Origin of the sequence: Pseudomonas sp. NPDC089392 (assembly GCF_044749595.1) — a bacterium.
Classification (GTDB): domain Bacteria; phylum Pseudomonadota; class Gammaproteobacteria; order Pseudomonadales; family Pseudomonadaceae; genus Aquipseudomonas.
The window spans coordinates 37072-59974 of the sequence record NZ_JBIVIF010000029.1 but is presented as its reverse complement, the minus strand read 5'-3'; the positions used below and the strand labels follow the sequence as shown (position 1 = coordinate 59974).

Annotated in this window: 22 protein-coding genes and 1 pseudogene; 12 read left to right on the top strand and 11 right to left on the bottom strand. The window is 61.7% G+C overall.

All coding sequences use genetic code 11. The features are described from left to right. Positions 1-67: 67 nt before the first annotated feature. The 4 genes from ACIP1G_RS22035 to ACIP1G_RS22020 all read left to right on the top strand — a co-directional run bounded on the left by ACIP1G_RS22035 (position 68) and on the right by ACIP1G_RS22020 (position 2153). The gene (locus tag ACIP1G_RS22035; RefSeq protein WP_400740750.1) at positions 68-388 is read left to right on the top strand and encodes a hypothetical protein; all 321 of its coding nucleotides are present in this window, start codon (positions 68-70) and stop codon (positions 386-388) included. 157 nt (positions 389-545) lie between these two features. After that, complete coding sequence (locus tag ACIP1G_RS22030) at positions 546-1106, top strand: Smr/MutS family protein (RefSeq protein WP_400740748.1); 561 nt, start codon at positions 546-548, stop codon at positions 1104-1106. 70 nt (positions 1107-1176) lie between these two features. Next, complete coding sequence (gene folE, locus ACIP1G_RS22025) at positions 1177-1722, top strand: GTP cyclohydrolase I FolE (RefSeq protein ID WP_012271077.1); 546 nt, start codon at positions 1177-1179, stop codon at positions 1720-1722. A 59-nt stretch (positions 1723-1781) separates the two neighbouring features. Beyond that, positions 1782-2153, top strand: coding sequence for a glutaredoxin family protein (locus ACIP1G_RS22020; RefSeq protein ID WP_400740746.1), 372 nt, complete (start codon positions 1782-1784; stop codon positions 2151-2153). Between the two features lie 160 nt (positions 2154-2313). On the opposite strand, the gene ACIP1G_RS22015 is transcribed toward ACIP1G_RS22020, so the two are convergent. After that, positions 2314-2916 carry a glutathione S-transferase family protein gene (locus ACIP1G_RS22015; RefSeq protein WP_400740744.1) on the bottom strand — a complete coding sequence of 201 codons (603 nt, stop codon included), beginning with the start codon at positions 2914-2916 and terminating at the stop codon, positions 2314-2316. A gap of 144 nt (positions 2917-3060) precedes the next feature. Between ACIP1G_RS22015 and ACIP1G_RS22010 the strand changes: the two genes are divergently transcribed. After that, positions 3061-4251: a benzoate/H(+) symporter BenE family transporter gene (locus ACIP1G_RS22010; RefSeq protein ID WP_400740743.1), complete on the top strand. Its 1191-nt coding sequence runs from the start codon at positions 3061-3063 to the stop codon at positions 4249-4251. A gap of 302 nt (positions 4252-4553) precedes the next feature. Here ACIP1G_RS22010 and ACIP1G_RS22005 read toward each other — a convergent pair whose 3' ends face one another. After that, a complete protein-coding gene (locus ACIP1G_RS22005) occupies positions 4554-5417 on the bottom strand; it encodes a methyl-accepting chemotaxis protein (RefSeq protein ID WP_400740797.1) in 864 nt (287 codons plus the stop codon). Continuing rightward, positions 5415-5612: pseudogene (locus ACIP1G_RS22000) on the bottom strand (HAMP domain-containing protein); the annotation flags it as partial. The pseudogene ACIP1G_RS22000 and the gene ACIP1G_RS22005, both read right to left, overlap by 3 nt. 1287 nt (positions 5613-6899) lie before the next feature. Here ACIP1G_RS22000 and ACIP1G_RS21995 point away from each other — a divergent pair. Further along, entirely contained in the window at positions 6900-7643 is a 744-nt protein-coding gene (locus ACIP1G_RS21995; protein WP_400740741.1) for a hypothetical protein, read from the top strand. Here the strand turns inward: ACIP1G_RS21995 and ACIP1G_RS21990 are convergent. Further along, positions 7633-9042: a PLP-dependent aminotransferase family protein gene (locus ACIP1G_RS21990; protein WP_400740740.1), complete on the bottom strand. Its 1410-nt coding sequence runs from the start codon at positions 9040-9042 to the stop codon at positions 7633-7635. The genes ACIP1G_RS21995 and ACIP1G_RS21990 overlap by 11 nt on opposite strands. A 226-nt stretch (positions 9043-9268) precedes the next feature. Here ACIP1G_RS21990 and ACIP1G_RS21985 point away from each other — a divergent pair, with 226 nt between their 5' ends. After that, the gene (locus ACIP1G_RS21985; RefSeq protein WP_400740738.1) at positions 9269-10444 is read left to right on the top strand and encodes an MFS transporter; all 1176 of its coding nucleotides are present in this window, start codon (positions 9269-9271) and stop codon (positions 10442-10444) included. Positions 10445-10696: 252 nt separating this feature from the next. On the opposite strand, the gene ACIP1G_RS21980 is transcribed toward ACIP1G_RS21985, so the two are convergent. Continuing rightward, on the bottom strand, positions 10697-11458 hold the full coding sequence (locus ACIP1G_RS21980; protein WP_400740736.1) for an SDR family oxidoreductase: 762 nt from the start codon (positions 11456-11458) through the stop codon (positions 10697-10699). A 176-nt stretch (positions 11459-11634) separates the two neighbouring features. On the opposite strand from ACIP1G_RS21980, the gene ACIP1G_RS21975 reads away from it, so the two are divergent. Then, positions 11635-12636, top strand: coding sequence for an NADP-dependent oxidoreductase (locus tag ACIP1G_RS21975; protein ID WP_400740734.1), 1002 nt, complete (start codon positions 11635-11637; stop codon positions 12634-12636). 809 nt (positions 12637-13445) lie between these two features. On the opposite strand, the gene pyrF is transcribed toward ACIP1G_RS21975, so the two are convergent. Continuing rightward, positions 13446-14147: an orotidine-5'-phosphate decarboxylase gene (pyrF, locus tag ACIP1G_RS21970; RefSeq protein ID WP_010952851.1), complete on the bottom strand. Its 702-nt coding sequence runs from the start codon at positions 14145-14147 to the stop codon at positions 13446-13448. Positions 14148-14505: 358 nt separating this feature from the next. On the opposite strand from pyrF, the gene ACIP1G_RS21965 reads away from it, so the two are divergent. Then, positions 14506-14673 carry a DUF2897 family protein gene (locus tag ACIP1G_RS21965; protein WP_346645854.1) on the top strand — a complete coding sequence of 56 codons (168 nt, stop codon included), beginning with the start codon at positions 14506-14508 and terminating at the stop codon, positions 14671-14673. A gap of 192 nt (positions 14674-14865) precedes the next feature. Here the strand turns inward: ACIP1G_RS21965 and ACIP1G_RS21960 are convergent, their stop codons facing one another. From ACIP1G_RS21960 to ACIP1G_RS21950, 3 genes are all read right to left on the bottom strand, one after another. Next, on the bottom strand, positions 14866-15228 hold the full coding sequence (locus tag ACIP1G_RS21960) for a type II toxin-antitoxin system YafO family toxin (RefSeq protein WP_400740795.1): 363 nt from the start codon (positions 15226-15228) through the stop codon (positions 14866-14868). A 66-nt stretch (positions 15229-15294) separates the two neighbouring features. After that, a complete protein-coding gene (locus ACIP1G_RS21955; RefSeq protein WP_400740732.1) occupies positions 15295-15450 on the bottom strand; it encodes a hypothetical protein in 156 nt (51 codons plus the stop codon). A 156-nt stretch (positions 15451-15606) separates the two neighbouring features. Further along, positions 15607-15942 (bottom strand): ComEA family DNA-binding protein, encoded by a 336-nt coding sequence (locus ACIP1G_RS21950; RefSeq protein WP_400740731.1) that lies wholly within the window; start codon positions 15940-15942, stop codon positions 15607-15609. Positions 15943-16761: 819 nt separating this feature from the next. Here ACIP1G_RS21950 and ACIP1G_RS21945 point away from each other — a divergent pair. After that, the gene (locus ACIP1G_RS21945; protein ID WP_400740730.1) at positions 16762-17037 is read left to right on the top strand and encodes a DUF3077 domain-containing protein; all 276 of its coding nucleotides are present in this window, start codon (positions 16762-16764) and stop codon (positions 17035-17037) included. A gap of 285 nt (positions 17038-17322) precedes the next feature. Here the strand turns inward: ACIP1G_RS21945 and ACIP1G_RS21940 are convergent, their stop codons facing one another. Then, the gene (locus ACIP1G_RS21940) at positions 17323-18036 is read right to left on the bottom strand and encodes a hypothetical protein (RefSeq protein ID WP_400740729.1); all 714 of its coding nucleotides are present in this window, start codon (positions 18034-18036) and stop codon (positions 17323-17325) included. Between the two features lie 333 nt (positions 18037-18369). On the opposite strand from ACIP1G_RS21940, the gene ACIP1G_RS21935 reads away from it, so the two are divergent. Both ACIP1G_RS21935 and ACIP1G_RS21930 read left to right on the top strand, forming a co-directional pair. Beyond that, the gene (locus tag ACIP1G_RS21935) at positions 18370-18759 is read left to right on the top strand and encodes a hypothetical protein (RefSeq protein WP_400740728.1); all 390 of its coding nucleotides are present in this window, start codon (positions 18370-18372) and stop codon (positions 18757-18759) included. Positions 18760-19084: 325 nt separating this feature from the next. Next, positions 19085-20446, top strand: coding sequence for a phosphomannomutase (locus ACIP1G_RS21930; RefSeq protein ID WP_400740727.1), 1362 nt, complete (start codon positions 19085-19087; stop codon positions 20444-20446). Between the two features lie 353 nt (positions 20447-20799). Here ACIP1G_RS21930 and pgi read toward each other — a convergent pair whose 3' ends face one another. After that, positions 20800-22464: a glucose-6-phosphate isomerase gene (gene pgi / locus ACIP1G_RS21925; RefSeq protein ID WP_400740726.1), complete on the bottom strand. Its 1665-nt coding sequence runs from the start codon at positions 22462-22464 to the stop codon at positions 20800-20802. Between the last annotated feature and the right edge of the window lie 439 nt (positions 22465-22903).

Sequence of the window (22903 nt, the reverse complement as noted above, 5' to 3'; positions counted from 1 at the left end):
CGGCAGCCGGGCGGAACCCGATGGGCGGCAGCAGGTCGAATTCCGGATATCCAACGAGGAGAGCGGAATGAAGCTTAAAGGCAGTTTCGACGCCAAGCGCCTGCGCCCGCGGCAACCGCGCAACTGGGGCGCCCGCCTGGCGGCCGGCCTGTCGGCCCTGCTGGCGACCCTGGGCGTGCTGCTGGCCATGGCCGGCATCGCCGGCCTGCTGGGCAACTACCCTGCCCTGCAAGAACTCAACGCCAACAAACCGCTGTCCAGCATCCTGACCGGGGCTGGCTTGCTGCTGCTGTGGCTGGGCGTGCGATTTTGGCGGCGCAGCCGTATTCGCCTGCGCCGTGGGCGGGAACTTAACCTGTCGCCGCACCTGATGAAGAAGCATGATTGATGGTTTTGTATAACCTGTGCGGGCCTCTTCGCGGGTAAACCCGCTCCTACAGGGGCTTGTGATTTCCATGTAGGAGCGGGTTCACCCGCGAAGAGGCCCGCACAGGCTGCACACCGCCCCACAGTCGCGTAAACTACGCCGCCCACGTGGAGGCATCATGCAAGACGACGATTTTTCCCTGTTCAAGGCCGAAGTGCGCGGTGTCAAACCGATCCGCCACGACCGTGCCGAAGTCGGCAAGCCCAAGGCCGACCGCCAGCAGCTGGCCGGCCTGCGCCAGGCGGCGACGGTGCGCAGTGACAAGGCCTTGGTGATCGACGGCATGTCCGACCAGTTCGTCATCGACGTTGGCGCCGAAGACGAGCTGATGTGGCGCCGCGACGGCGTGCAGGAAGGCCAGCTGCGCAAGCTCAAGCTGGGGCAGATCCCGTTCGAAGGCAGCCTCGACCTGCACGGCATGACCGTGGAAAAGGCCCGCGAAACGCTGTGGGCCTTCATCGCCGAAGCCACCAAGCTGGAAGTGCGCTGCGTGCGGGTCACCCACGGCAAGGCTGCGCGCCTGGACGGCAAGCGCCCGATGATCAAGAGCCACGTCAACACCTGGCTGCGCCAGCACCCGCAGGTGCTGGGTTTTGCCTCGTGCAGCGCCCGCCACGGTGGCACCGGCGCGGTGTATGTGATGCTCAAGCGAACCATGCTCGAAGGCCGCGACGAGTAACGCCGCGCTTGCAGCGCCGCCCTCACCGCCGTACCCTTCGTTTTTGCGATTTTTTCCCACAGGTAGATCCATGTCCCTGGAACAGAACTACACCGAGATCCTCAGCCAGATTGGCGAGGACGTCTCCCGTGAGGGCCTGCTCGACACGCCCAAGCGGGCTGCAAAGGCGATGAAGTACCTTTGCCGCGGTTATGAGCAAACACTGGAAGAAGTCACCAACAACGCTTTGTTCAGCTCTGACAACAGCGAAATGGTGCTGGTCCGGGACATCGAGCTGTATTCGATGTGCGAACACCACATGCTGCCGTTCATCGGCAAGGCGCACGTTGCCTACCTGCCCAAGGGCAAGGTACTGGGCCTGTCGAAGGTGGCGCGCATTGTCGACATGTACGCCCGCCGCCTGCAGATCCAGGAAAACCTCAGCCGCCAGATCGCCGAAGCGGTGCAGCAGGTTACCGGTGCCGCAGGCGTGGCGGTTGTGGTCGAAGCCAAGCACATGTGCATGATGATGCGCGGTGTCGAGAAGCAGAATTCGACCATGATCACCTCGGTGATGCTGGGTGAGTTCCGCGAAAACGCCGCCACCCGCAGCGAGTTCCTCAGCCTGATCAAGTGATTGGCTGCAGACCCCAAGCCGACCCTGCCGGGTCGGCTTTTTCATTTCAGGAGTTGCCCATGATCGTCAAAGCCCTGCGGGTTGGCCTCGGCCAGCTCATCGTGTTCGGCGACTGGATCAGCCGCCCGGCCAAGCGCAAGCGCGACGCCGCCGCCCAGGCCCGCGTCGAGCAAGCGGCCAAGGGCCTGGCGCTGTACCAGTTCCATGCCTGCCCGTTCTGCGTCAAGACCCGCCGCACCCTGCACCGCCTGAATGTGCCGGTGGCGCTGCGCGATGCCAAGAACGACCCGGTGCACCGCCAGGCCCTGCAAGAAGGCGGCGGCCGGGTGAAAGTGCCGTGCCTGCGCATTGAAGAAGCGGGCAAGGTGACCTGGATGTATGAGTCCAAGGCCATCATTGCTTACCTGGATGAGCGGTTTGCCGCCATCTGATACCGCGATCGCCCTGTAGGAGCGGCCTTGTGTCGCGATCGGGCCGCAAAGCGGCCCCAGCAATTTATGCAGTGATGTCAAAATTCCTGGGGGCGCTTCGCACCCCTATCGCGACACAAGGCCGCTCCTACAGGGTGCCAGGTTTGCTTCAGAAAGGTGCTTAGCCCACCATCGGCACATGCCTTGGGTGGCTGGCGACCCGCTCCAGCCAGGCTCTCACCGCCGGGTAATCGGCCAGGTCGAACCCGCCCTGCTGCGCCACATGGGTATAGGCATACAACGCCACATCGGCGATCGAGTACTGCTCACCGACCAGGTACGGGGTCATCTGCAACTGCCGCTCCATCACCTTCAGCGCCTTGTAGCCGCCCTTGTGCAACTTGCGGTACTCGTCCACGCGCTCATCCGGCAGGCCCAGGTAGAACTGGATGAACCGCGCCACGGCAATGTACGGCTCATGGCTGTACTGCTCGAAGAACTGCCACTGCAACACCTGGGTGCGCAAGCGCGGCTCGCTGGGCAGGAACTCGCTGCCGTCGGCCAGGAAGTTGAGAATGGCATTGGACTCCCACAGGTAGCTGCCGTCTTCCAGCTCCAGCACCGGCACCTTGCCGTTGGGGTTCATCGCCAGGAACTCGGGCGTTTCGGTCTCGCCCTTGAGAATGTCCACCGGGTGCCACTCATACGGCTTGCCCAGCAGGCTCAACATCAGCTTGACCTTGTAGCAGTTGCCCGACTGGTAGTCGCCATAGACCTTGTACATCGCCTTCCACTCCCAAGCAGTTCTGCATTTGCGCCCAATAGTTGGTGACTGTACGGCTAAAAGCAATGGCCGCTGTATGGCAAGGATCAACCTTGCTCGCTGTAGTCTGAAAAAACTGCTTACACCTTTACAAGGATTTTGTTCATGACCGATGCCACTTCCGCACGCCTGCGGCCCCTGGCAGACACCTCTCCGTCGGCGGTGGTCGCCGGCTTTATCGCCATGCTCACCGGCTATACCAGTTCGCTGGTGCTGATGTTCCAGGCCGGCCAGGCGGCCGGGCTGACCAGCGCGCAGATTTCTTCATGGATCTGGGCTTTGTCGATCGGCATGGCGGTATGCAGCATAGGCCTGTCGCTGCGCTACCGCACGCCGATCACCATCGCCTGGTCCACCCCTGGCGCCGCCTTGCTGATCACCAGCCTGGGCGGGGTGAGCTATGGCGAGGCCATTGGCGCCTACATCACCTGCGCCGTGCTGGTGCTTGTCTGCGGCCTGACCGGCAGCTTCGAGCGCCTGGTCAAGCGTATTCCCGCTTCGCTGGCCTCGGCGCTGCTGGCGGGCATCCTGTTCAAGATCGGCAGCGAAATCTTCGTCGCCGCGCAGCACCGCACCGTGCTGGTGTTGGGCATGTTCTTCAGCTACCTGCTGGTCAAGCGCCTGTCGCCGCGTTACTGCGTGCTGGCCGCGCTGCTGGTGGGCACTGCGTTGTCTGGCGCCCTGGGCCTGCTGGACTTCAGCGGCTTCCACCTGGAAGTGGCCAAGCCGGTGTGGACCACGCCAAGCTTCTCGCTGGCGGCCACCATCAGCATTGGCATTCCGCTGTTCGTGGTGGCCATGACCTCGCAGAACATGCCCGGCGTGGCCGTGCTGCGTGCCGACGGCTACCAGGTACCGGCCTCGCCACTGATTTCAGCCACCGGCTTTGCTTCGCTGCTGCTGGCGCCGTTTGGCTCGCATGGGGTCAACCTGGCGGCGATCAGCGCGGCGATCTGCACCGGGCCACATGCCCATGAAGACCCGAGCAAACGCTACACCGCTGCGGTGTGGTGCGGGATTTTCTACGGTATTGCCGGGGTGTTCGGCGCGACGTTGGCGGCGCTGTTTGCGGCGTTGCCGAAGGAACTGGTGCTGTCGATTGCGGCACTGGCGCTGTTTGGCTCGATCATGAACGGGCTGACCGTGGCCATGAGCGAAGCGCGGGAGCGTGAGGCGGCGGTGATTACCTTCATGGTGACGGCTTCGGGGCTGACCTTGTTCTCGATTGGCTCGGCGTTCTGGGGGATTGTGGCGGGGGTTTTGGCCCTGGTGATTCTTAACCCGCGCAGGGTATGACGCTTGGTAAGTGTCGCCGTTGAGATCGAGCGCCGCCCGCGCGGCGCTTCGCAGCACAAGGCTGCTCCTACATCTGTTTCGGGCCAATTATTCCTGTGCCAGGTGGGTGACAGCCTTGGTGCATGGCTGGAGATTGATGAAGAGCAGCGTCTCCTTCGATATCGAAGGGAACAAACAAGGCGGACAGCGATGACCTCACAGGATGGACTGGCCCGAAACAGATGTAGGAGCAGCCTTGTGCTGCGAAGCGCCGCGCGGGCGGCGCTCGATCTCAAACTCAACAAAAATTCCGAGCCAGGCATCTAAAGCCTGAAATGCCCAACCATACCCTTCAGGTCGGTGCCTAGCTGCGCCAGCTGGACACTCGACCGGGCATTGTCCTGCATCGCCAACGCCGCCTGGTCGGCACTGCCACGGATCTGCGTAACACTGCGGCTGATCTCTTCGGCCACCGAGCTTTGCTGCTCGGCCGCCGCCGCAATCTGCTGGTTCATCTGCTGAATCAATGACACCGCCGCCGCAATGCTGCCCAGCGCACTTTCCGTCTGCAGCGCATCCGCCACCGCCAGGCGCACCAGCTCGGTACTGCCGCGAATCTGTGCCACCGACTGCTGGGCATTGCCGCGCAAACTGGCCACCAGGGTTTCGATCTGCTCGGTGGACTGCCGGGTACGCCGCGCCAACGCACGCACTTCATCGGCCACCACGGCAAAACCACGGCCCTGTTCGCCAGCCCGGGCCGCTTCGATCGCGGCATTCAGCGCCAGCAGGTTGGTCTGCTCGGCCACGCTCTTGATCACTTCCAGCACATCGCCAATGGTGTGAATCTCGGCACTTAGGCTGTCGATGCCGGCACTGGCGGTTTCTGCCGCTGCTGCCAACTGCTCGATGCGCTGCATGCTCTGGCGCACCACCTGTTGCCCCGAATCAACCTTGCTGTCCGCCGCCTGGGCCGCCTGCGCCGCCTCTTCGGCATTGCGCGCCACATCGTGCACGGTGGCGGTCATCTGCTGCATGGCAGTGGCTACCTGTTCGGTCTCTTCCTTCTGGCTGCCCACCTCGCGGTTGGTCTGCTCGGTCACTGCCGACAACGCCTGCGCATTGCCAGCCAGTTGCTCGATACCTTGCTGCAAACCGCTGACGATGCCCGACAGGCCTGCCGCCATCTGCTGCATGGCCTGCATCAGTTGCCCCACCTCGTCACGGCGTGGCGCCTGGGCGTCGAAACCCAGTTCACCCGCAGCAATGCGCTGGGCGCGGGCAATCACGTGTTTGAGTGGGCCAACCACGGCGCGGGTGATAAGCCAGGCAGCCAGCACGCCCACCAGCAGCGCCAGGCCAGTGGCCAGGGCGATGGCCATGGCATTGCGTTGCAGCTCACCCTGCAGGGCCTGCTGCTGCCCCAGGTAGGCCTGGTCGACACGGCCTGTCACCTGTTCGGCACTGGCTTGCAACTGCGCCTTCAGCCCCTGCTCGCGGGCCAACTGGTCGGTGTATTCGTTGAGTTTTTCCGAGAAGCTGCCAATGTGCCCCGCCACTTCGCCCAGCACGCTCTGGTAGCCAGCATCGCCGACCGCGCCCTGCAGCTGGCCGACCAGGCTGGCGGCCTCGACGGTCTGGGCGATGCGCTGCTGGCCCGCGCCCTCTTCGCCTTTGCGGCTTTTTTCCAGGCGCACCCGCGCTTCGTCCATGGCCTGCAGCATGAGCCGCGACACCTGCGCCACCTGCGCGGCCTGCTCAAGGAACTCGCCACCTTGCTGGCCCTGGGACTGCTTGAGGGTGTACACACCGTCATCGGCCAGGCCGGCCTGCAGCACGTCGAGGTTGTTGGCCACGGTGGACACCGACCAGCTGGCCATGTCCAGCGCCAGCTCCTTGGCCTGCACGGCCGCGACAAAGGCCTCGAACGCCTGGCCGTAGGCTGCCAGGTCGGTTTCGGCCGCCGCCAGCGCCGGCAAGCCGCGGGCGCGTTCGGCCAAGCCCTGCAGGCCACTGCGCAAGGCCTCGGCCTGCTGCAAGTCGGAGCGCAGGGCAAATGCCTGCTCGTGCTGGCGCAAGCGCAGCAGGTCGGTGTTGAACTGGGCCAGCTGGCGCAAGCTGTCGAACCGCTGGCCAACGCTGTGCAGCGCGGCAATGCCGATGGCCGCCACCGCCAGGGTCAGCAGCAACACCAAGGCAAAGCCCAGGCCAAGTTTGCGGGCCATGCCCAGGTTAGCCAGCACACCGTGCTTGCTCGCGCCCATCGCCGATCCCCTTTCAGCCTGTGAGGTAATCCCGAGGGCCAAGGGTGGCAACGTTGTCGGGCGATGAACAAGGGGCTGGCGCCAGAATAGTGTCAATTAGCTATAAGTTGTCGCTTTTGGCTGTATAGAGGTCGTTTTCAATGCCTGCCGCGCGCAACATCATTAGGCCATCAATCTTAGCTCATGGATAAACCTGGCGCAGGGCGGCAATCTATTTAATCGACGTAAGCTAACTTCGGATTTATTCCAATCCACTCTTTATATACCTGTATTGACGCCATTAAATTTGCGCCAAAAGTGGGGCATTAAAAATTTATTTAACAGCCCTGCGCTTAATTAAAACGACGCTATCGTGATCGGTAACTGGCCCGCCTCCGGACCCGTAGTGCACCCCTGGAGCCTTCCATGAAAACAGCCATGCTAACTGCTGTGGTCACCCCGTTGCTGCTGATTACTGTGCCAACGGTGGGTCATGCGCAAACTTCCACCGCGCCGTTATTTACGGTTGGGCTTCAGGGGAGCTACACGCAACTGGAACTGAACGGGCGTGGTAATGACACCGAACATATGCCAGAAGGCGGGCTGTTCATAAACTTCGGCAACAAGATGACCGCCACAGAGGGCGTGGTTTACCAGGCCGAAGCCAGCGGCATGTACTCGAAAAAGCAGAACCAGAAGCTCAAGGACGGCCAGGCCGACCTGGACCTGGGCTGGCGCCTGGCGCTGAGCGAGCGCCACTCCCTCGACCTGCTGCTGGGCGCTGGCTATAAATGGAACCGCCTGCAACCCAATACCAGCCGTTATGACGTCGACCTCACCAACCGCACCCCGTTTGGTAAAATTGCCGCCGGTTACAACTACCGCTTCAATAATGCCACCCTGCGTTTCGAAGCCGGCATCCGCCAAGTTATCAATGGCGATTCGCAATTGGAAATACATGGCATCAGCAGTGAAGACGTTGACCTGAACGATACCAGCAACCCCTTTGTCGAACTTAGCGTGCTGTTCAATCAACACGGTACAGTGCCGATACTCGCCTCGCTTTATTTCAGCCGCTACAACTATGAACTGGATGGGCAGTTCCTGATGACCGACTCGAACGAGCAGACCCGCGATGAGTATGGCCTGAAAGTGGGTATCAGCTTTTAGCCAGCCGGCTGGGTAACTGCCCTGCCTGTTCAAGAAAAGCCTGGGCGCGAGCATCCTGCCCATAAGCGACATTGATGCGCAGCCAGTCACTGGCGGCGCCTTGGTAATCGAAGGCACTGCCAGGGGTAATCAACACGGCATGTTCCAGGGCCAGGCGCTCCAGGCTGGCGAAGCCTTGCCCCGGCATCCGCGCCCAAATGAACATGCCGCCATATGGCTCGCAGAACACCTGCCAACCCCATTGCTCCAGTTGCCGCAGCAACCGGGCCATGTGCTGCGCCAGGCGCACGCGCAGCCGCTGCGCACTCTTGCGGTAACTGCCATTGGCCAACATCTGCCCCACCACCTGCTCGGCAAAACGCGACGTGCCGATGCTGCTGACCATCTTCAGCTCGGCCAGGCGCGCCAGCAGCGCCGGGTCGGCAACCAGGTAGCCAACCCGCAGCGAGCTGCTGAGGGTTTTCGAGAAACTGGCCATGTAGATCACCCGCTGCTCGCTGTCGAGGGTGGCCAGGCGCGTGGCTTGGCCCTCCTGGAAGTCGGCGTAGATATCGTCCTCGATAATGCGCAGGTCGTGCTCGCGGGCCAGTTCCAGCAGGCGATAGGCCACCTTGGGCGTCAGGCTGGTGCCCGTGGGGTTGTGGTACAGGCTGTTGATGAACAGGCAGCGCGGCCGGTGCGTGGCCAGCAGGGCTTCGAGGGCGTGCAGGTCGGGGCCTTCGGCGGTACGCGGTAGCGGCAACATGTGTACCTGGTGCAGGCGCAGCAGGTTGTACAGGTTGTAGTAGCCGGGGTTTTCCACCAGCACCGTGTCGCCTGGGCGCAACAGGGTGCGCACCAGCAGGTCGAGGCCGTGGCTGGCGCCGTGGGTGGTAAGGATTTGCTCGGGGCCGGCGGCAATGCCCACCAGTGCCAGGCGCTTGTGCAACTGCTGACGCAGGCTGGCCAGGCCCAGGGGTGGGCTGTAGTCGAACAGGTCCTGCGGGTTGCCACGGCTGACCTGGCGCAGCGCCTGGGCCAGTTCGGTGGCGGCGCGCCAGTTACCGGGCAGCCAGCCGCAACCCAGCTTGAGCAGCTCGTCATGGCCCTCGCGGAACTGCCGCCAGCTGCCGTCGCCGGCCTCACCCCAAGGTTGCGCGTCTTCCTCGGCGAGCCCGGGTTTGCGTTCGGCGACGAAAAAGCCGGTGCCGTGGCGCGCCTCCAGCCAGCCGTTGGCAACCAGGCGGTCGTAGGCCTCGATCACACAGGACGCGCTGACCGCCTGGCTGCGGGCCAGTGCGCGGATTGACGGCAGACGCGCGCCGGGGCGCAGGCGTTGCTGGGCGATCCAGGTTTGCAGGTGGTCGGTGAGTTGCTGCACCAATGGCGTGGTGCTGGTGCGGTCGAGGGGAAAGTGCATGGGCTAAGTGTTCGCTGGTTTTGAGCGAACAGTTAAGCATAAATGGGGTGGGTGTGTGTCTGGTGAGGGGAACAGGCTGGCATCAGAGTTGGCAGGCCCGGCCCTTTCGCGGGTGAACCCGCTCCCACAGGTACTGCACCCGCTCTCGGGCTGGGTGCGATCCCTGTGGGAGCGGGTTCACCCGCGAAAGGGCCGGAACAGCCACCACATAATCAGGACCCTACCCATGCCCTCCGCCCCGGCCCGCCTGGCCTTCGCCCTCTGCCTCATCACCCTGGCCGTCAACCTGCCAGCGCCGTTGTACATCACCTACGCCGACCTTTCCGGCCAAGGCGCCGCATCCACTGCGGTGGCCTTCTCCGGCTATGTGCTGGGCGTACTGCCGGTGCTGCTGGCCTTGGGCGGGCTGGCCGACCGGGTCGGGCGCAGGCCGCTTATTCTGGCCGCCCTGGCCCTGTCGATGCTCGCCACAGGACTGATGTCGCTGGCCCCCAGCCTACAAACCCTGGGCCTGGCGCGCATGTGCCTGGGCCTGGGCACGGGCCTGGCCACTGCCACGGCAACCGCCTACATGGGCGAACTGATGGGCAGCGAGCAAGGCCCACGCGCCGCCACGTGGGTTACTGCCAGCACCTCGCTGGGCTTTGGCCTGGGCGCAGCGCTGACCAGCCTGTTCCTGCTGCGCGGCCCCAGCCTCACCCCAGGCAGTTTCCACCTGCAACTGCTGCTGGCGGCGCTGGCCATGGTGCTGGCATGGCGCCTGCCCGACCCACGCCCGGCACAGCGCACCTCCATGCTGCGCCTGCCCTGCTACCCGCGCGGCAGCGTGGGTTATGGCCTGGCCATTTTGCTGGCGTGGGCCTGCTCGGGGGTAGTTATCGCCCTGCTGCCGGGCATCTTGCGCCAGCATGGGCTTAGCGCCTGGTCGGGGTTCTCGACCTTCTGCGTGATCAGCTGCGGGCTGTTGTTCCAGCCGATGGCACGGCGCCTGAGCAGCCAGAAGGCCACGCTGCTGGGGCTGCTGATACTGCCGTGCAGCTATGCGGTGTTGGCCTGGGGGGCGGACAGCGGGCAGCTGGGTGCGGTGTTGCTGGGGGCGGTGGCGGCCAGCAGTGCCTGCTACGGGTTTATCTACCTGGGCGGGCTGGCGGCGGTAAACCAGTTGGCTGGCAGCGAGAAGACACGGGCCAGTGCCGGGTTCTTCTTGCTGGCGTACCTGGGGTTCAGCTTGCCGGTGATTTTTACCGGGCTGTTGAGTGACCGGCTGGGGTCGCGGCTGGCCTTGCTGGTGTTTGGTGGGGTGCTGGTGGTGGGGTGTGCGCTGGTTGGGCTGGTTTTGTGGTGGTCTGCACGGGCCTCTTCGCGGCTAAAGCCGCTCCTACAGGGATCGCACAGGGCCTGAGGGCAGCGAGATCCCTGTGGGAGATCGCCCAGCCCTGTGGGTTGCGCTGTCGCGTAGAGAACTCAGTTCGCAAGCGGTCCGCATACCCTGTGGGAGCGGCTTTAGCCGCGAAGAATCCAACGCGGTGCATGGCACCGGCTGCGCCGGTGTTCGCGGCTAAAGCCGCTCCCACAGTGTCCCTGCTAATTCAATTAGTTATGTGCAGTTCTATGAGAGCGGGTTTACCCACGAAGAAGGCGACGCGGTTTCGACCTAGATCGCAGTAGCCCCACCATCCACGGTCAGGCAATGCCCGGTGGTAAACGCCGCGCCATCGCTGCACAGGTACAGCACGGCGCTGGCAATTTCCTCGACCTTGCCAATGCGCCCCACCGGGTGCATGGCCGCAGCGAACTCGGCCTTGCGCGGGTCGGCCTCATAGGCGCGGCGGAACATGTCGGTGTCGATCACCGCCGGGCACACGGCATTCACCCGGATGCCTTTCTTGGCATACTCGATGGCCGCCGACTTGGTCAGGCCGATCACCGCATGCTTGCTGGCGCTGTAGATACTCATCTTCGGCGCCGCCCCCAGGCCCGCCACCGAGGCGGTATTGACGATCGCCCCACCGCCCTGGGCCAGCAGCAAGGGCAGCTGGTACTTCATGCACAGCCACACACCCTTCACATTGACGCCCATGATGGCATCGAACTCTGCCTCGCTGCCCTCGGCCAGGCGGCCCTGCTCTATCTCGATGCCGGCGTTGTTGTAGGCGTAGTCCAGCCGGCCGTAGGCGGCGATCAGGCGCTCGTGCAGCTGGCGTACTTCGGCGTCGCGGGTTACATCGCAGGCAATGAACAGCGCCTCACCGCCAGCCGCCTGGATCAACGCCACGGTGGCCTCACCGCCAACCGGGTCGAGGTCGGCCACCACCACCTTCAGGCCCTGCTGGGCGAAGGCCAGGGCCGTTGCCCGGCCAATGCCGGCGGCGCCACCGGTGACCAGGGCTACCTGGCCGGAAAAGGTCATGCTCATCGCGTGCTCCTGTTGAGGGGTTGTGGGGTTCAGAGCATAGTCAGCCACCACCCGGCCGGGCAGCATCATCACACCAACGGTTGGGCTACCATGCTTGTCAGTGATGTTAAGGACCTGCCTTCATCAACAAGGTAGATTGAACGCCTAATCTCCTCCACTGCCCACAAGGACCCGCCATGACCCAGACCAACCGCCGCTTCCTGCTTGCCAAACGCCCGGTCGGCGCCGTGCGCCGTGACGACTTCAGCTTCGAAACCGTACCTGCCGAACAACCCGGCGAAGGCCAGGTGCTGGTGCGCAACCTGTACCTGTCGCTGGACCCGGCCATGCGCGGCTGGATGAACGAAGGCAAGTCGTATATCCCGCCCGTGGCCCTGGGCCAGGTGATGCGTGCGCTGGGCGTTGGCGAAGTGGTCGCCTCCAACCACCCGGGCTACCAGCCGGGCGACCATGTAAGCGGTGCCCTTGGCGTGCAGGACTACTTCACCGGCGAGCCCCAGGGCCTGCACAAGATCGACCCCAAGCTGGCGCCGCTGCCGCGCTACCTGTCGGCGCTGGGCATGACCGGCATGACTGCCTATTTCGCCCTGCTGGACGTTGGCCAGCCCAAGGCCGGCGACACCGTGGTGATTTCCGGCGCGGCCGGTGCGGTGGGCAGCATTGTCGGGCAAATTGCCAAGCTTAAAGGCTGCCGGGTGGTCGGCATTGCCGGCGGTGCCGAGAAGTGCCAGTACCTGAAGGACGAGCTGGGTTTTGACGGGGTGATCGACTACAAGGCCGAAGACGTGCTGGCCGGCCTGAAGCGCGAGTGCCCCAAGGGCGTGGATGTGTACTTTGACAACGTCGGCGGCGAAATTTTGGATGCCGTGCTGACCCGCATCAACTACAAGGCGCGCATCGTGATTTGCGGCGCAATCAGCCAGTACAACAACAAGGAAGCGGTGAAAGGCCCGGCCAACTACCTGTCATTGTTGGTAAACCGTGCGCGCATGGAAGGTTTTGTGGTGATGGATTACAGCAAGGACTACGGCAAGGCCGCGCTGGAGATTGCCGGGTGGCTGGCCAGTGGGCAGGTGAAGAGCAAGGAAGATGTGGTGGACGGGCTGGAGACCTTCCCGGAGACACTGCTGAAGCTGTTCAGTGGTGAGAATTTTGGCAAGTTGGTGTTGAAGGTTTAACCGCCGGCCAATATCCATGGCCATTCACCGTTACCGCCGCCATCGTATTTGCGGGTGAACCCGCTCCTACACCGATCGATGTCGTTGGCACGGTCGTCGTAGGAGCGGGTTTACCCGCGAAAGGGCCGGGCCTGCCGGCCAATTCCTACCGACCGTTCACCGTTGCAGCCGCCACCGTATTCGCGGGTGAACCCGCTCCTACATTGATTGATGATGTTGGCACGGTCGTCGTAGGAGCGGGTTTACCCGCGAAAGGGCCGGGCCTGCCGGCCAATTCCTACCGACCGTTCACCGTTGCAGCCGCCACCGTATTCGCGGGTGAACCCGCTCCTACATTGATTGATGGTGTTGGCACGGTCGTCGTAGGAGCGGGTTTACCCGCGAAAGGGCCGGGCCTGCCGGCCAATTCCTACCGGCCGTTCACCGTTGCCGCCGCCACCGTATTCGCGGATGAACCCGCTCCTACATTGATCGGTGATGTACACACATCGGTGGTTCGGCACCGCCCGGTGTAGGAGCGGGTTCACCCGCGAAAGGGCCGGGCCTGCTGGCCAACTTCCAAGGGCCGTTCAGCGTTGCCACCACCACCGCAAATCATGATTTGCCTCCGGGGCATATCCCTTCAGCGAACGGCTTGTGAACCTCATGATCATCGAGATCCCCCCGCTGTCCACAATCCATAAAACGTGGACACTTGACGCATGCGCATTTTCACCGTGTCAAGAAAAACCCATTTCAGACTGCACAGCCGCGCCAAACGAAAAAGGCCAGCACCTTCGTGCTGGCCTTTCTGTCTTTCTTTGGGTTGTTTACCCACGAATTTCCGCTACCACCGCCGCCAGCGCTTGCGCCGGGTCGGCGGCCTGGCTGATTGGCCGGCCGATTACCAGGTAATCCGAACCCGCATCCAGTGCCTGGCGCGGGGTGAGGATACGCCGCTGGTCATCCTGCGCACTGCCCGCCGGGCGAATGCCCGGGGTCACCAGCTGCAGCGACGGGTGGGCGGCCTTCAAGGCCGGGGCTTCCAGCGCCGAACATACCAAACCGTCCATGCCCGCCTTTTCGGCCAACGCCGCCAGGCGCAGCACCTGCTCTTGCGGGTCGACATCCAGGCCGATGCCGGCCAGGTCTTCACGCTCCATGCTGGTCAGCACGGTCACGCCAATCAGCAACGGCTGCGGGCCGCTGCGCTTGGCCAGCTCTTCACGGCAGGCGGCCATCATGCGCAGGCCACCGGAGCAATGCACGTTGACCATCCACACACCCATCTCGGCAGCGGCCTTTACCGCCATCGCCGTGGTGTTGGGAATGTCGTGGAACTTGAGGTCCAGGAACACTTCGAAGCCCTTGTCGCACAGGGTTTCGACAATGCCCGAAGCGCTGCTGGTGAACAGCTCCTTGCCAACCTTTACCCGGCACAGCGCAGGGTCAAGCTGGTCAGCCAGCTTCAGGGCGGCCTCACGGGTAGGGAAATCCAGGGCGACGATCAGGGGCGTCTGGCAGGCGGACATGGGCAGGGTCTCTTGGCAAGTCGAAAACGGCGCGCATTGTAAACGAAGTGGCGCAGGCTTTGGGGGCCGCGGGTCATGGAATTGGCCTCACAGTGCATGGCTCACCTGCAAGTGCACATAACTCTTTGACCTGCCACGCCCCCTGTAGGAGCGGCCTTGTGTCGCGATGGGCTGCGCAGCAGCCCCGGCAATTTGTGCTTGAGCTGAAATCTTGGGGCTGCTGCGCAGCCCATCGCGACACAAGGCCGCTCCTACATGGGCCTGTGTTGGGCGATCTCCTATAATTGAACCAACGGAACGGCCAATTGATCAAAATTCGTACACGCGTTGCCCATGGCCCGATTAAAGGAGAACGACAATGCCCTGGTATGCCTGGCTGATACTCATCTTAGCCCTTGGCTCGATCGTCGGCGGGCTGATGCTGCTGCGCGACACGGCCAAGAAACTGCCGCTGACCGAAGAACAGTTGCGCAAGGTGCATGAGCGCAATGCCGAAGCGGACGCCAAGGATGCGCAAGACCGCTAACCCCAAGGCGCCAGCAGCCCTTTACGCGGGAACTGCGCCCCCTCCGCTATCAAATGGAACAAACAAGGCGAACAGCGCTGACCTCACAGGCGTGACTGGCCAGGTGGGTTACAGCCGCGGTGCATGGCGGGAGGTTGATGAAGGGCAACTGTATCCCCTATCCGAACAAATGCCTGATTCCCGTGAAAAGGCTCATTCGGCTTCGTCTGGATCGGCATAGATGACCTGCCCCTTGATCCAAGGGTCGACGATACTTGAGTGGAGATCCCGCAGATACGCGCCCCATTGCGCCCGGCTATGCGCCCCAGGGAGCAGAATCGTCAGTAGCAAATACTCATCCCGAAGCAGGTCATAGGCATAAATCAGCCAGAAATCGTCCTCCGGATGATCTGGATCCGTCGTACGCCTGAATTGCAACCTGGCTGCGCGCCACTTCGCCTGTACTGCTTCAGTGGTTGCAAGATGAATGTGAAACATATCAGCGAGGTCAAGCTCCTCGTCCCGGCCAAAAATGTCAGGAAGATCACCACAGAGCTTGTAATCATGAAAAACGATCTAAAAGTCGTACCACCCTATCGACTCTTTGAAGAGGTCGGAAACCTTTACTGCTGACAAATTCGCTCACTTAGAGACTGGAAGCTTTCCGTTCTCGGCGTAGTAGCGGAAGGCAGACTCACCACCACGAGCTGCAACACGCACGTCTTCGTGAGTGAGTTGCTTGTCGGTCTTTTTGCGCTTGGCAACGACCTTTTTAGGGGCTGCTGTTTTTACAATCATCTTCGCCTCCTGTCGCGTGATTCTTCATGCACATGATAGGTGCTGCCCAATTTTTGATCAACGTGCTGCCGGCCAGGCGCAACGCACGCACAATGCCACCGCTTTACACGCACCCTCAAAAGGCCGGGCCAGGGCACCGCCCCAGCCCCCCCCCTCTTACTCCACCATCACCTTGTCCCGATTACGCTCCAGCAACGCATTGCCTATCCCTTTAATCTCCAGCAGCTCATCCACCGAAGCAAACGGCCCATTGGCCTCGCGGTAGGCCACGATGGCCTCGGCCTTGGCCTTGCCGATGCCGTTCAGCTCCTTCTGCAGGGTCAGCGCATCAGCCTTGTTCAGGTCCAGCCGCTGCGGCTGCTCGACCTGCTGCTGGCTTACCACCGGCACCGGCTCGGCCACCGCCGTGGTACTGGCCGGTGCAGCGCTAAGGGAGAAGGACAAGCTGGCGAACAGCGGCAACAGCAGGTACGACAGAACGTTATTGCGCATGGTGAACACTCCTTGGGTTGGTCATTTTCCAGCAGCCGTTTTCCTTCGGCTGCGCAACCAACCCTAGCGGCTAACCCTGCAGCGGACAGCAGCGAATGGTTACCGAATCGGTCACCAACCCGCCCAACTTCGCCCACCCAAAAGCCGCGGCGATTTCGCCCCAGCCCGCCCCGGCCCAGCGTCATCAATGCCTTGGCCCAGCACCTGTAGCCATGTCCCGTTTTTCCCGATACCGCCTTCCCACCCATACCCGGCCAATGCCCTACAACACTCGCCGAACAACGCCCGCCCGACATAAACACCCGCCCCACCACCCATCAATGTAGGAGCGGGTTCACCCGCGAATACGCCAGCCGCAGCAACACCAAATGCCCGCTGCAAACTGGCCAGCAGCCCCGGCCCTTTCGCGGGTAACCCGCTCCTACAACGGCCGGCGATCGCGGCTAAGACATTTTCCCTGGCATGCTGGCCAATCCCCTTCGGCCTCACAGCACACACAGCGCGTCAGACTTTCCTGAAACCTCGCCCCCACCCCTTCAGCTTGGATAACCAGGCGAACTATCCTACACCCCAGTCAGAAGCAGCTGAATTGTCGGGGAAATGCCCCAGGGATAACTTCACCGGGTCGCCATGTTGGTGACCGGGTGTGAGAACCTGACAAGCACTGCTGCTCTACTGTTCAATGGCAGCCATTCGCGGGCAAGCTTCGGCTTGGCCGGTTTTTCAGTGCATCGGTTTCTCACCCCGCGCAATGGCTGCCACCTTTGTCCGTGAGAAAGATCGAGGTGGTGGATTCTGTTAACGCACTGGAATTTCACCATGAAAACCAACGACCACTCCCCCATCCTCACCGCAGGCATCGAAACCTTCCTCGAAGCCGGCAACCCCACCATAGACCTGCTCCGCGTCCAACCCGGCGTCCCCGTCGATGATGCCTACGAACACGTCTCGGTCCTGCTGGGCTACTGCAAGCACCTGGTGCGCGAAGGCGACATGGAAGACGACCACAAAATGCTGGGCGCAGCGGATTACCTGCTGGCCATGGCCAAAGCCCTGATGAACGACATCGAGATTGCGAAGAACAAGCGCCACTAAAAGGCCAAGCCCAGGCGAGGCTATGCCTCGCTTGCCGCGAAACGGAAGGATGAGAAGCTCGCCACCTCATGAGGCGCGCTTTTTGTAGGAGCGGGTTTACCCGCGAATGCGTCCGCACCGACAACACCACACGTCCGGTAGAAACTGGCCAGCAGGCCCGGCCCTTTCGCGGTCAAACCCGCCCCTACATCAGAGTGGCCTTCTGTGGGAGCAGCCTTCTGTGGGAGCGGGCTTGCCCCGCGAACACCGGCAAAGCCGGTGCCATCCACCACCCCCTATCAGCCCTCAAATCACCGTTCGAGGATAAACACTGATAAACGCCGAAATGGCAATCGCATCCCCATCATCAACCTTCACCCGCGGGCTCTGCCCCGAGCGTTTGATGTCAGAAGCAAACTCAGCCGTCTTGAACGCCTGCTCAAGCTCATCGCTGCCCGCCCCGGCATACACAACCACCTGGGTACCGGTATTGTGCTTTTGCAGCGGCAGCTGCTTGATCTGCACCTGTACACCCGCCTTGGTCAGCGCAACGGCAATTTCCTTGGCAAAGCGCACAGCTTCTTTGTCATCTTTGTGGATATTGAGCAGCACCACCGGCGCCAGCGTTTTAGCCTTCAGCTCCCCCGCCAATGCCTTGAATGCATCCTGCGCCTGCGGCGTCAGCGCTCTGGGCTTGAGGCTGGCCTCCAGCTTGAGCCGATCAGCCCTCTCACGCTCCAGTTCGGCCTTCAGCGCGTCGTTCTGCTCCAGAAGTTGCTGGATTTCCAACTGCGCCTGGACCTCCGATTCATTGACGCTAGTAACCTCCTGCGAGGCCCGCGAAATGGTCACTTCGGAATGCTGGTTTTTCACATCCGAGGTCATATGAGCCAGGATCATTGCACTGGCCGCGATCAACGCCGCGATTACCGCAGTGGCAGAGGCTATGGCATGAATAAGGCTGGCTGTGTCTGCTGAAATATCAGGCATAAACAACTTCTTGAGGTTAAGGGTTTTCATCGTTTCACGTTCAGGGAGACCGGCCAGTGGGTGGCCTGGATGATGCAGCCGGCAAGCTTAGCAGCAAGCGCCGACATAGCACAGTGCCACAAATCGGTGCACCCAGTGGCACGTCAGCCATAAATAGCCAAGTTCTATTTCCGCAGGGTGACGATCCGCCAGTGCGCGGTCGATTTTGCACGAGCAAGAGCCGCTTCGTAGTCGCGTTGAGAGAACTGACAATTCGCCCATAGACAGCGCACGTCAGCTCAGATCTGCCAGTTATCCCCATAAGCTGGCAACCCGGCGCGATCTGCTGTAAGTATGTCGCCCTTTCGGCACAAGGAGAAGGTTGTGGAGTGGTACGAGTCGCTTTTTTTACAGATGTGCAGCCATGTACTTACCCAAAGCAAACTGGCACATCGTCGCGGCCTTAATGGCGCTTTGAATATGGACATCGCTTCGACTCGTGAGCTGGTAGAAACTTATCAGCGCAACACGGCCGTAGCATTCAGCCTTACAGAGATGAAGTTACATCTTTCACAAGGTGCGGACTCGGTCGCTTTGATAATAGTGAAAGAACACCAATTTCAAAATTACTTGGCGGAAATCAACCGTCAGCAAGAGGTAGTTTTGAGCGCCACTTTGCGCACCGAAGCGCGCTCCACCGAATATGCCAACTACCACGTGGATATAGCGATCATTCGGCCTACCACCTCAAGCCCAACCGATATCGCTCACTGATGGCTGCGTGGCTCAAGATAAGGGGCTGAGTTGCCGCCAGCACGGCCTAGACCGCTTCGGCTCGGCAAACTCACCCCAAGCATCCTCTGGAAAGTCCAGCTATGATGCCTCCGGCTCTGATCGAAGTGCAGAGCGGCGGCCGTCTCAATGAAGATGCCCTCGCCCGCTTCGATAGCCAGACCCTTGAAACAACTGAGCGCCGGCGATTGTTGCCGGGCTCCGCCTGCCTCAGCGAGGCAGCGCAGCAACATTCATGCGGCTAATCATTTTGCCCACCATCCCCTTCTAGACGGTGCCTGCAGTCGGCACCGCATATGAGAGATGTATGTACGCACCTATCGAAACTCGCTGCTTCAAAGCCTATGACATCCGCGGCCAAGTGCCGACCGACCTCAACGACGACATCGCCTACCGCATTGGCCGCGCCTTGGTGGCCCAGCTGGGTGGGCGCAGCTACGTGGTCGGCCGTGACATGCGCCTTGAAAGCCCAGGGCTGTCCCGTGCCTTGATGCAAGGCCTGACCGAAGGCGGTGCCGACGTGATCGACATCGGCCTGTGCGGCACCGAGGAAGTCTATTTCGCCACCAGCCATTACCAGGCAGACGGCGGCATCATGGTCACTGCCAGCCACAACCCAAAGGGTTACAACGGCATGAAACTGGTGCGCGAGCAGTCACGCCCGATCAGCGGTGACACCGGCCTGAACGACATCCGCCAGCGCGTTGAAGCTGGCGAACTTGGCACTCAGGCGGCCACGCCGGGTACCGTGCGCGAAGCGTTCGACAAGTCTGCCTACATCGAACACCTGCTGACCTACATCGACCTGGGCGCACTCAAGCCCCTGAAAGTATTGGCCGACCCTGGCAACGGCGCGGTTGGCCCGGTACTGGAGCTGCTCAAGGCCCGCCTGCCGCTGGATATCACCATCATCAACGGCGAGCCAGACGGCAATTTCCCTAACGGCATTCCGAACCCACTGCTGCCGGAAAACCGCGAGCTTACCCGCCAGGCCGTGCTGGAAACTGGTGCAGACATGGGTATCGCCTTCGACGGCGACTTCGACCGCTGCTTCTTCTTCGACAATCAGGGCCGCTTCATCGAGGGCTATTACGTGGTCGGCCTGCTGGCTGAAATGCTGCTGGCCAAAAACCCCGGCAGCAAGATCATCCACGACCCACGCTTGACCTGGAACACCATCGAACAAGTCCGCGCTGCCGGTGGCCACGCCATTCAGAGCAAGACCGGCCACGCCTTCATCAAAGAGCGCATGCGTGCTGAAGACGCCGTGTACGGCGGCGAAATGAGCGCCCACCACTACTTCCGCGATTTCGCCTACTGCGACAGCGGCAACATCCCGTGGCTGCTGGTGGCCGCGCTGATGAGCCACACCGGCAAGAGCCTGGCCCAACTGGTGGACGAGCGTATCGCGGCATTCCCGTGCAGTGGCGAGATCAACTACGAAGTGGCCGATGTGAAGGGCACCATCGAGAAAATTCTGGCGTTCTACCTGCCGCAGGATCCAAGCGTTGACCGCACCGACGGGATCAGCGTCGAGTTTGCTGACTGGCGCTTCAGCCTGCGCGGCTCCAATACCGAACCCCTGCTGCGCCTGAACGTCGAGAGCCGGGCCGATGAGGCACTGGTTGCCCAGCGTGTCGCCGAAATCGCTCGCATGATCCAGGAATAGCTCTGATGACATGCTCTTGGCCACCGAAGACCACAGAGACTTCATTTGGTTTGCGGTATGCCAAGAGCATGCAGCGCAGAGCCCCGGCATTTTGGAGCCGCAATGCAGCTCCTCGTCTTCTGCATTCCTCCGTGGGAGATTTTGCTATACAAAAGCTAAAAAGGCGTATCGGAATGCGTTCTGAACAAAATCCACATGGGCATCGCAGTTTGTGTGAACGGATACTGCATGGGATCGAAGTGATTACCAAGATATGAACAGGGACAGAGATAGCGGATTGGCAATAACTCCAAATATTGGCTGCCCCTTATGGGACAGCCTGGTGCGCGACTGTATTTTCAGTTCAATCACGATCAGCCACGGTGACGACCGCGGAAGTAGTTGATCAGACCTTGGGTGGAGCCATCTTCGGCACTTTCTTCCAGGCTCCCGACCAGGCGTTGGTAAACGCCCTCCCCCAGCTCCTTACCCAATTCGACGCCCCATTGGTCGAAGCCGTTGATACCCCAGATCACGCTCTGCACGAACACTTTGTGCTCATACATCGCTACCAGGGCGCCCAGGCGGCGCGGGCTGATGCGTTCCACCACCAAGGTGTTGCTCGGGCGGTTGCCCGGGATCACCTTGTGTGGGGCCAGCTTCTCGATGTCCGCTTCGTTCAGGCCTTTGCTGCGCAGCTCGGCTTCGGCTTCTTCGCGGGTTTTACCCTGCATCAGCGCCTGGCTCTGCGACAGGCAGTTGGCGTACAGCCACTGGTGGTGGTCGGCCACCGGGTTGAAGCTTACGACCGGCACGATGAAGTCGGCCGGAATCAGCTGGGTGCCTTGGTGCAGCAACTGGTGGTAGGCGTGCTGGCCGTTACAGCCGACACCGCCCCAGATCACCGGGCCGGTTTCGGTCTTCACCGGGCTACCGTCCTGCAACACGCTCTTGCCGTTGGACTCCATGTCCAGCTGCTGCAGGTGCTTGGTGATGTTGCGCAGGTAGTGGTCGTACGGCAGGATCGCGTGGCTGCTGGCGCCCCAGAAGTTGCCGTACCACACACCCAGCAGGGCCAGCAGCACCGGCATGTTCTTGTCGAACGGCGCGGTCTGGAAGTGCTGGTCCATGGTGTAGGCACCCGACAGCAGTTCCTTGAAGTTGGCGGTACCGATGGCCAGGGCGATCGGCAGGCCGATGGCCGACCACAACGAGTAGCGCCCGCCTACCCAGTCCCACATCGGGAAGATGTTCTCTTCGCGAATACCGAAGGCCACGGCGGCGGCCTTGTTGCTGGAAACAGCGATAAAGTGGCGGTACAGCTCGGCTTCCGAGCCGCCCTGGGCCAGGTACCAGGTACGCGCGGCCATGGCGTTCTTCAGGGTCTCGAGGGTGTTGAACGACTTCGACGAGACGATGAACAGGGTGGTTTCGGCACGCAGGTTGGCCGACAGCTCGTGGAACTCACTGCCGTCGATATTCGCCAGGTAATGGCAGCGCACGCCGCGCTGGGCGTAAGGCAGCAGCGCCTCGGAGACCAGCTCGGGGCCGAGGAACGAGCCGCCGATGCCAATGTTGACCACGTCGGTAATCGGCTTTTCGCTGTAGCCACGCCACAGGCCGTCGTGGATGCGGCCGACCAGCTCGGTGATCTGGTTGAGCACCTTGTGCACTTCCGGCATCACGTTCACGCCGTTGACGCTGAGCTTGTCGCCCACGGGCCGGCGCAGGGCAGTGTGCAGCACCGGGCGGCCTTCGGAGGCGTTGATGATTTCGCCGCTGAACATCGACTTGATGGCGTCCTGCAGGCCCACGTCATTGGCCAGGTTGACCAGCAGTTCGCGGCTTTGCTCGGTGATCAGGTTTTTCGAATAGTCGAGGAACAGGCCGCAGCAGCTCAGGGAGAACTGGTCGAAGCGTTTGGCATCGGCGGCGAACGCTTCGCGCATGCTGAAGCCTTGCATGACGTCGCGGTGTTGCTGAAGCGCCTTCCAGGTTGGCAAAGCAGTGACATTGTTAGGTGTACGGTAAAACGCCATTGCAAAGAAGTCCTTGTTGCAAGGGATGAGTTGATCAAAGCTGTGAACGTCAGATTCATTGACGGCCATTATACGCTATGGCCCCCATTGGGATGGGGTCGCGCCCTTCATTTAGAGGCTCTGACCCTTCTCCTGAGGCGAGCCTTCCCTGTGCCCAGGGTGAAGAATGGGACCGCAGGCACATTGCGTTAACGACGCTATTGGTAGCGTACCACCACCAGAAGATGCCAATATGCCACCATGGTGCAGCCTAGCCATTCGTCTTAAACAGAGTGGATTGAATCGAACTTTTTGGGCGAATCGCTGACCCTGCTTGACGCTTATGCCCTCGGCCGCTTAACCTTTCACCCCTTAGAACAGGGAAGTTTCCGGAATATTCCGAGTGAAGTCACCTAGGGTGAGCCTTTCCTGAAGATGAATTCCGGCGTGCTTAGGCGCG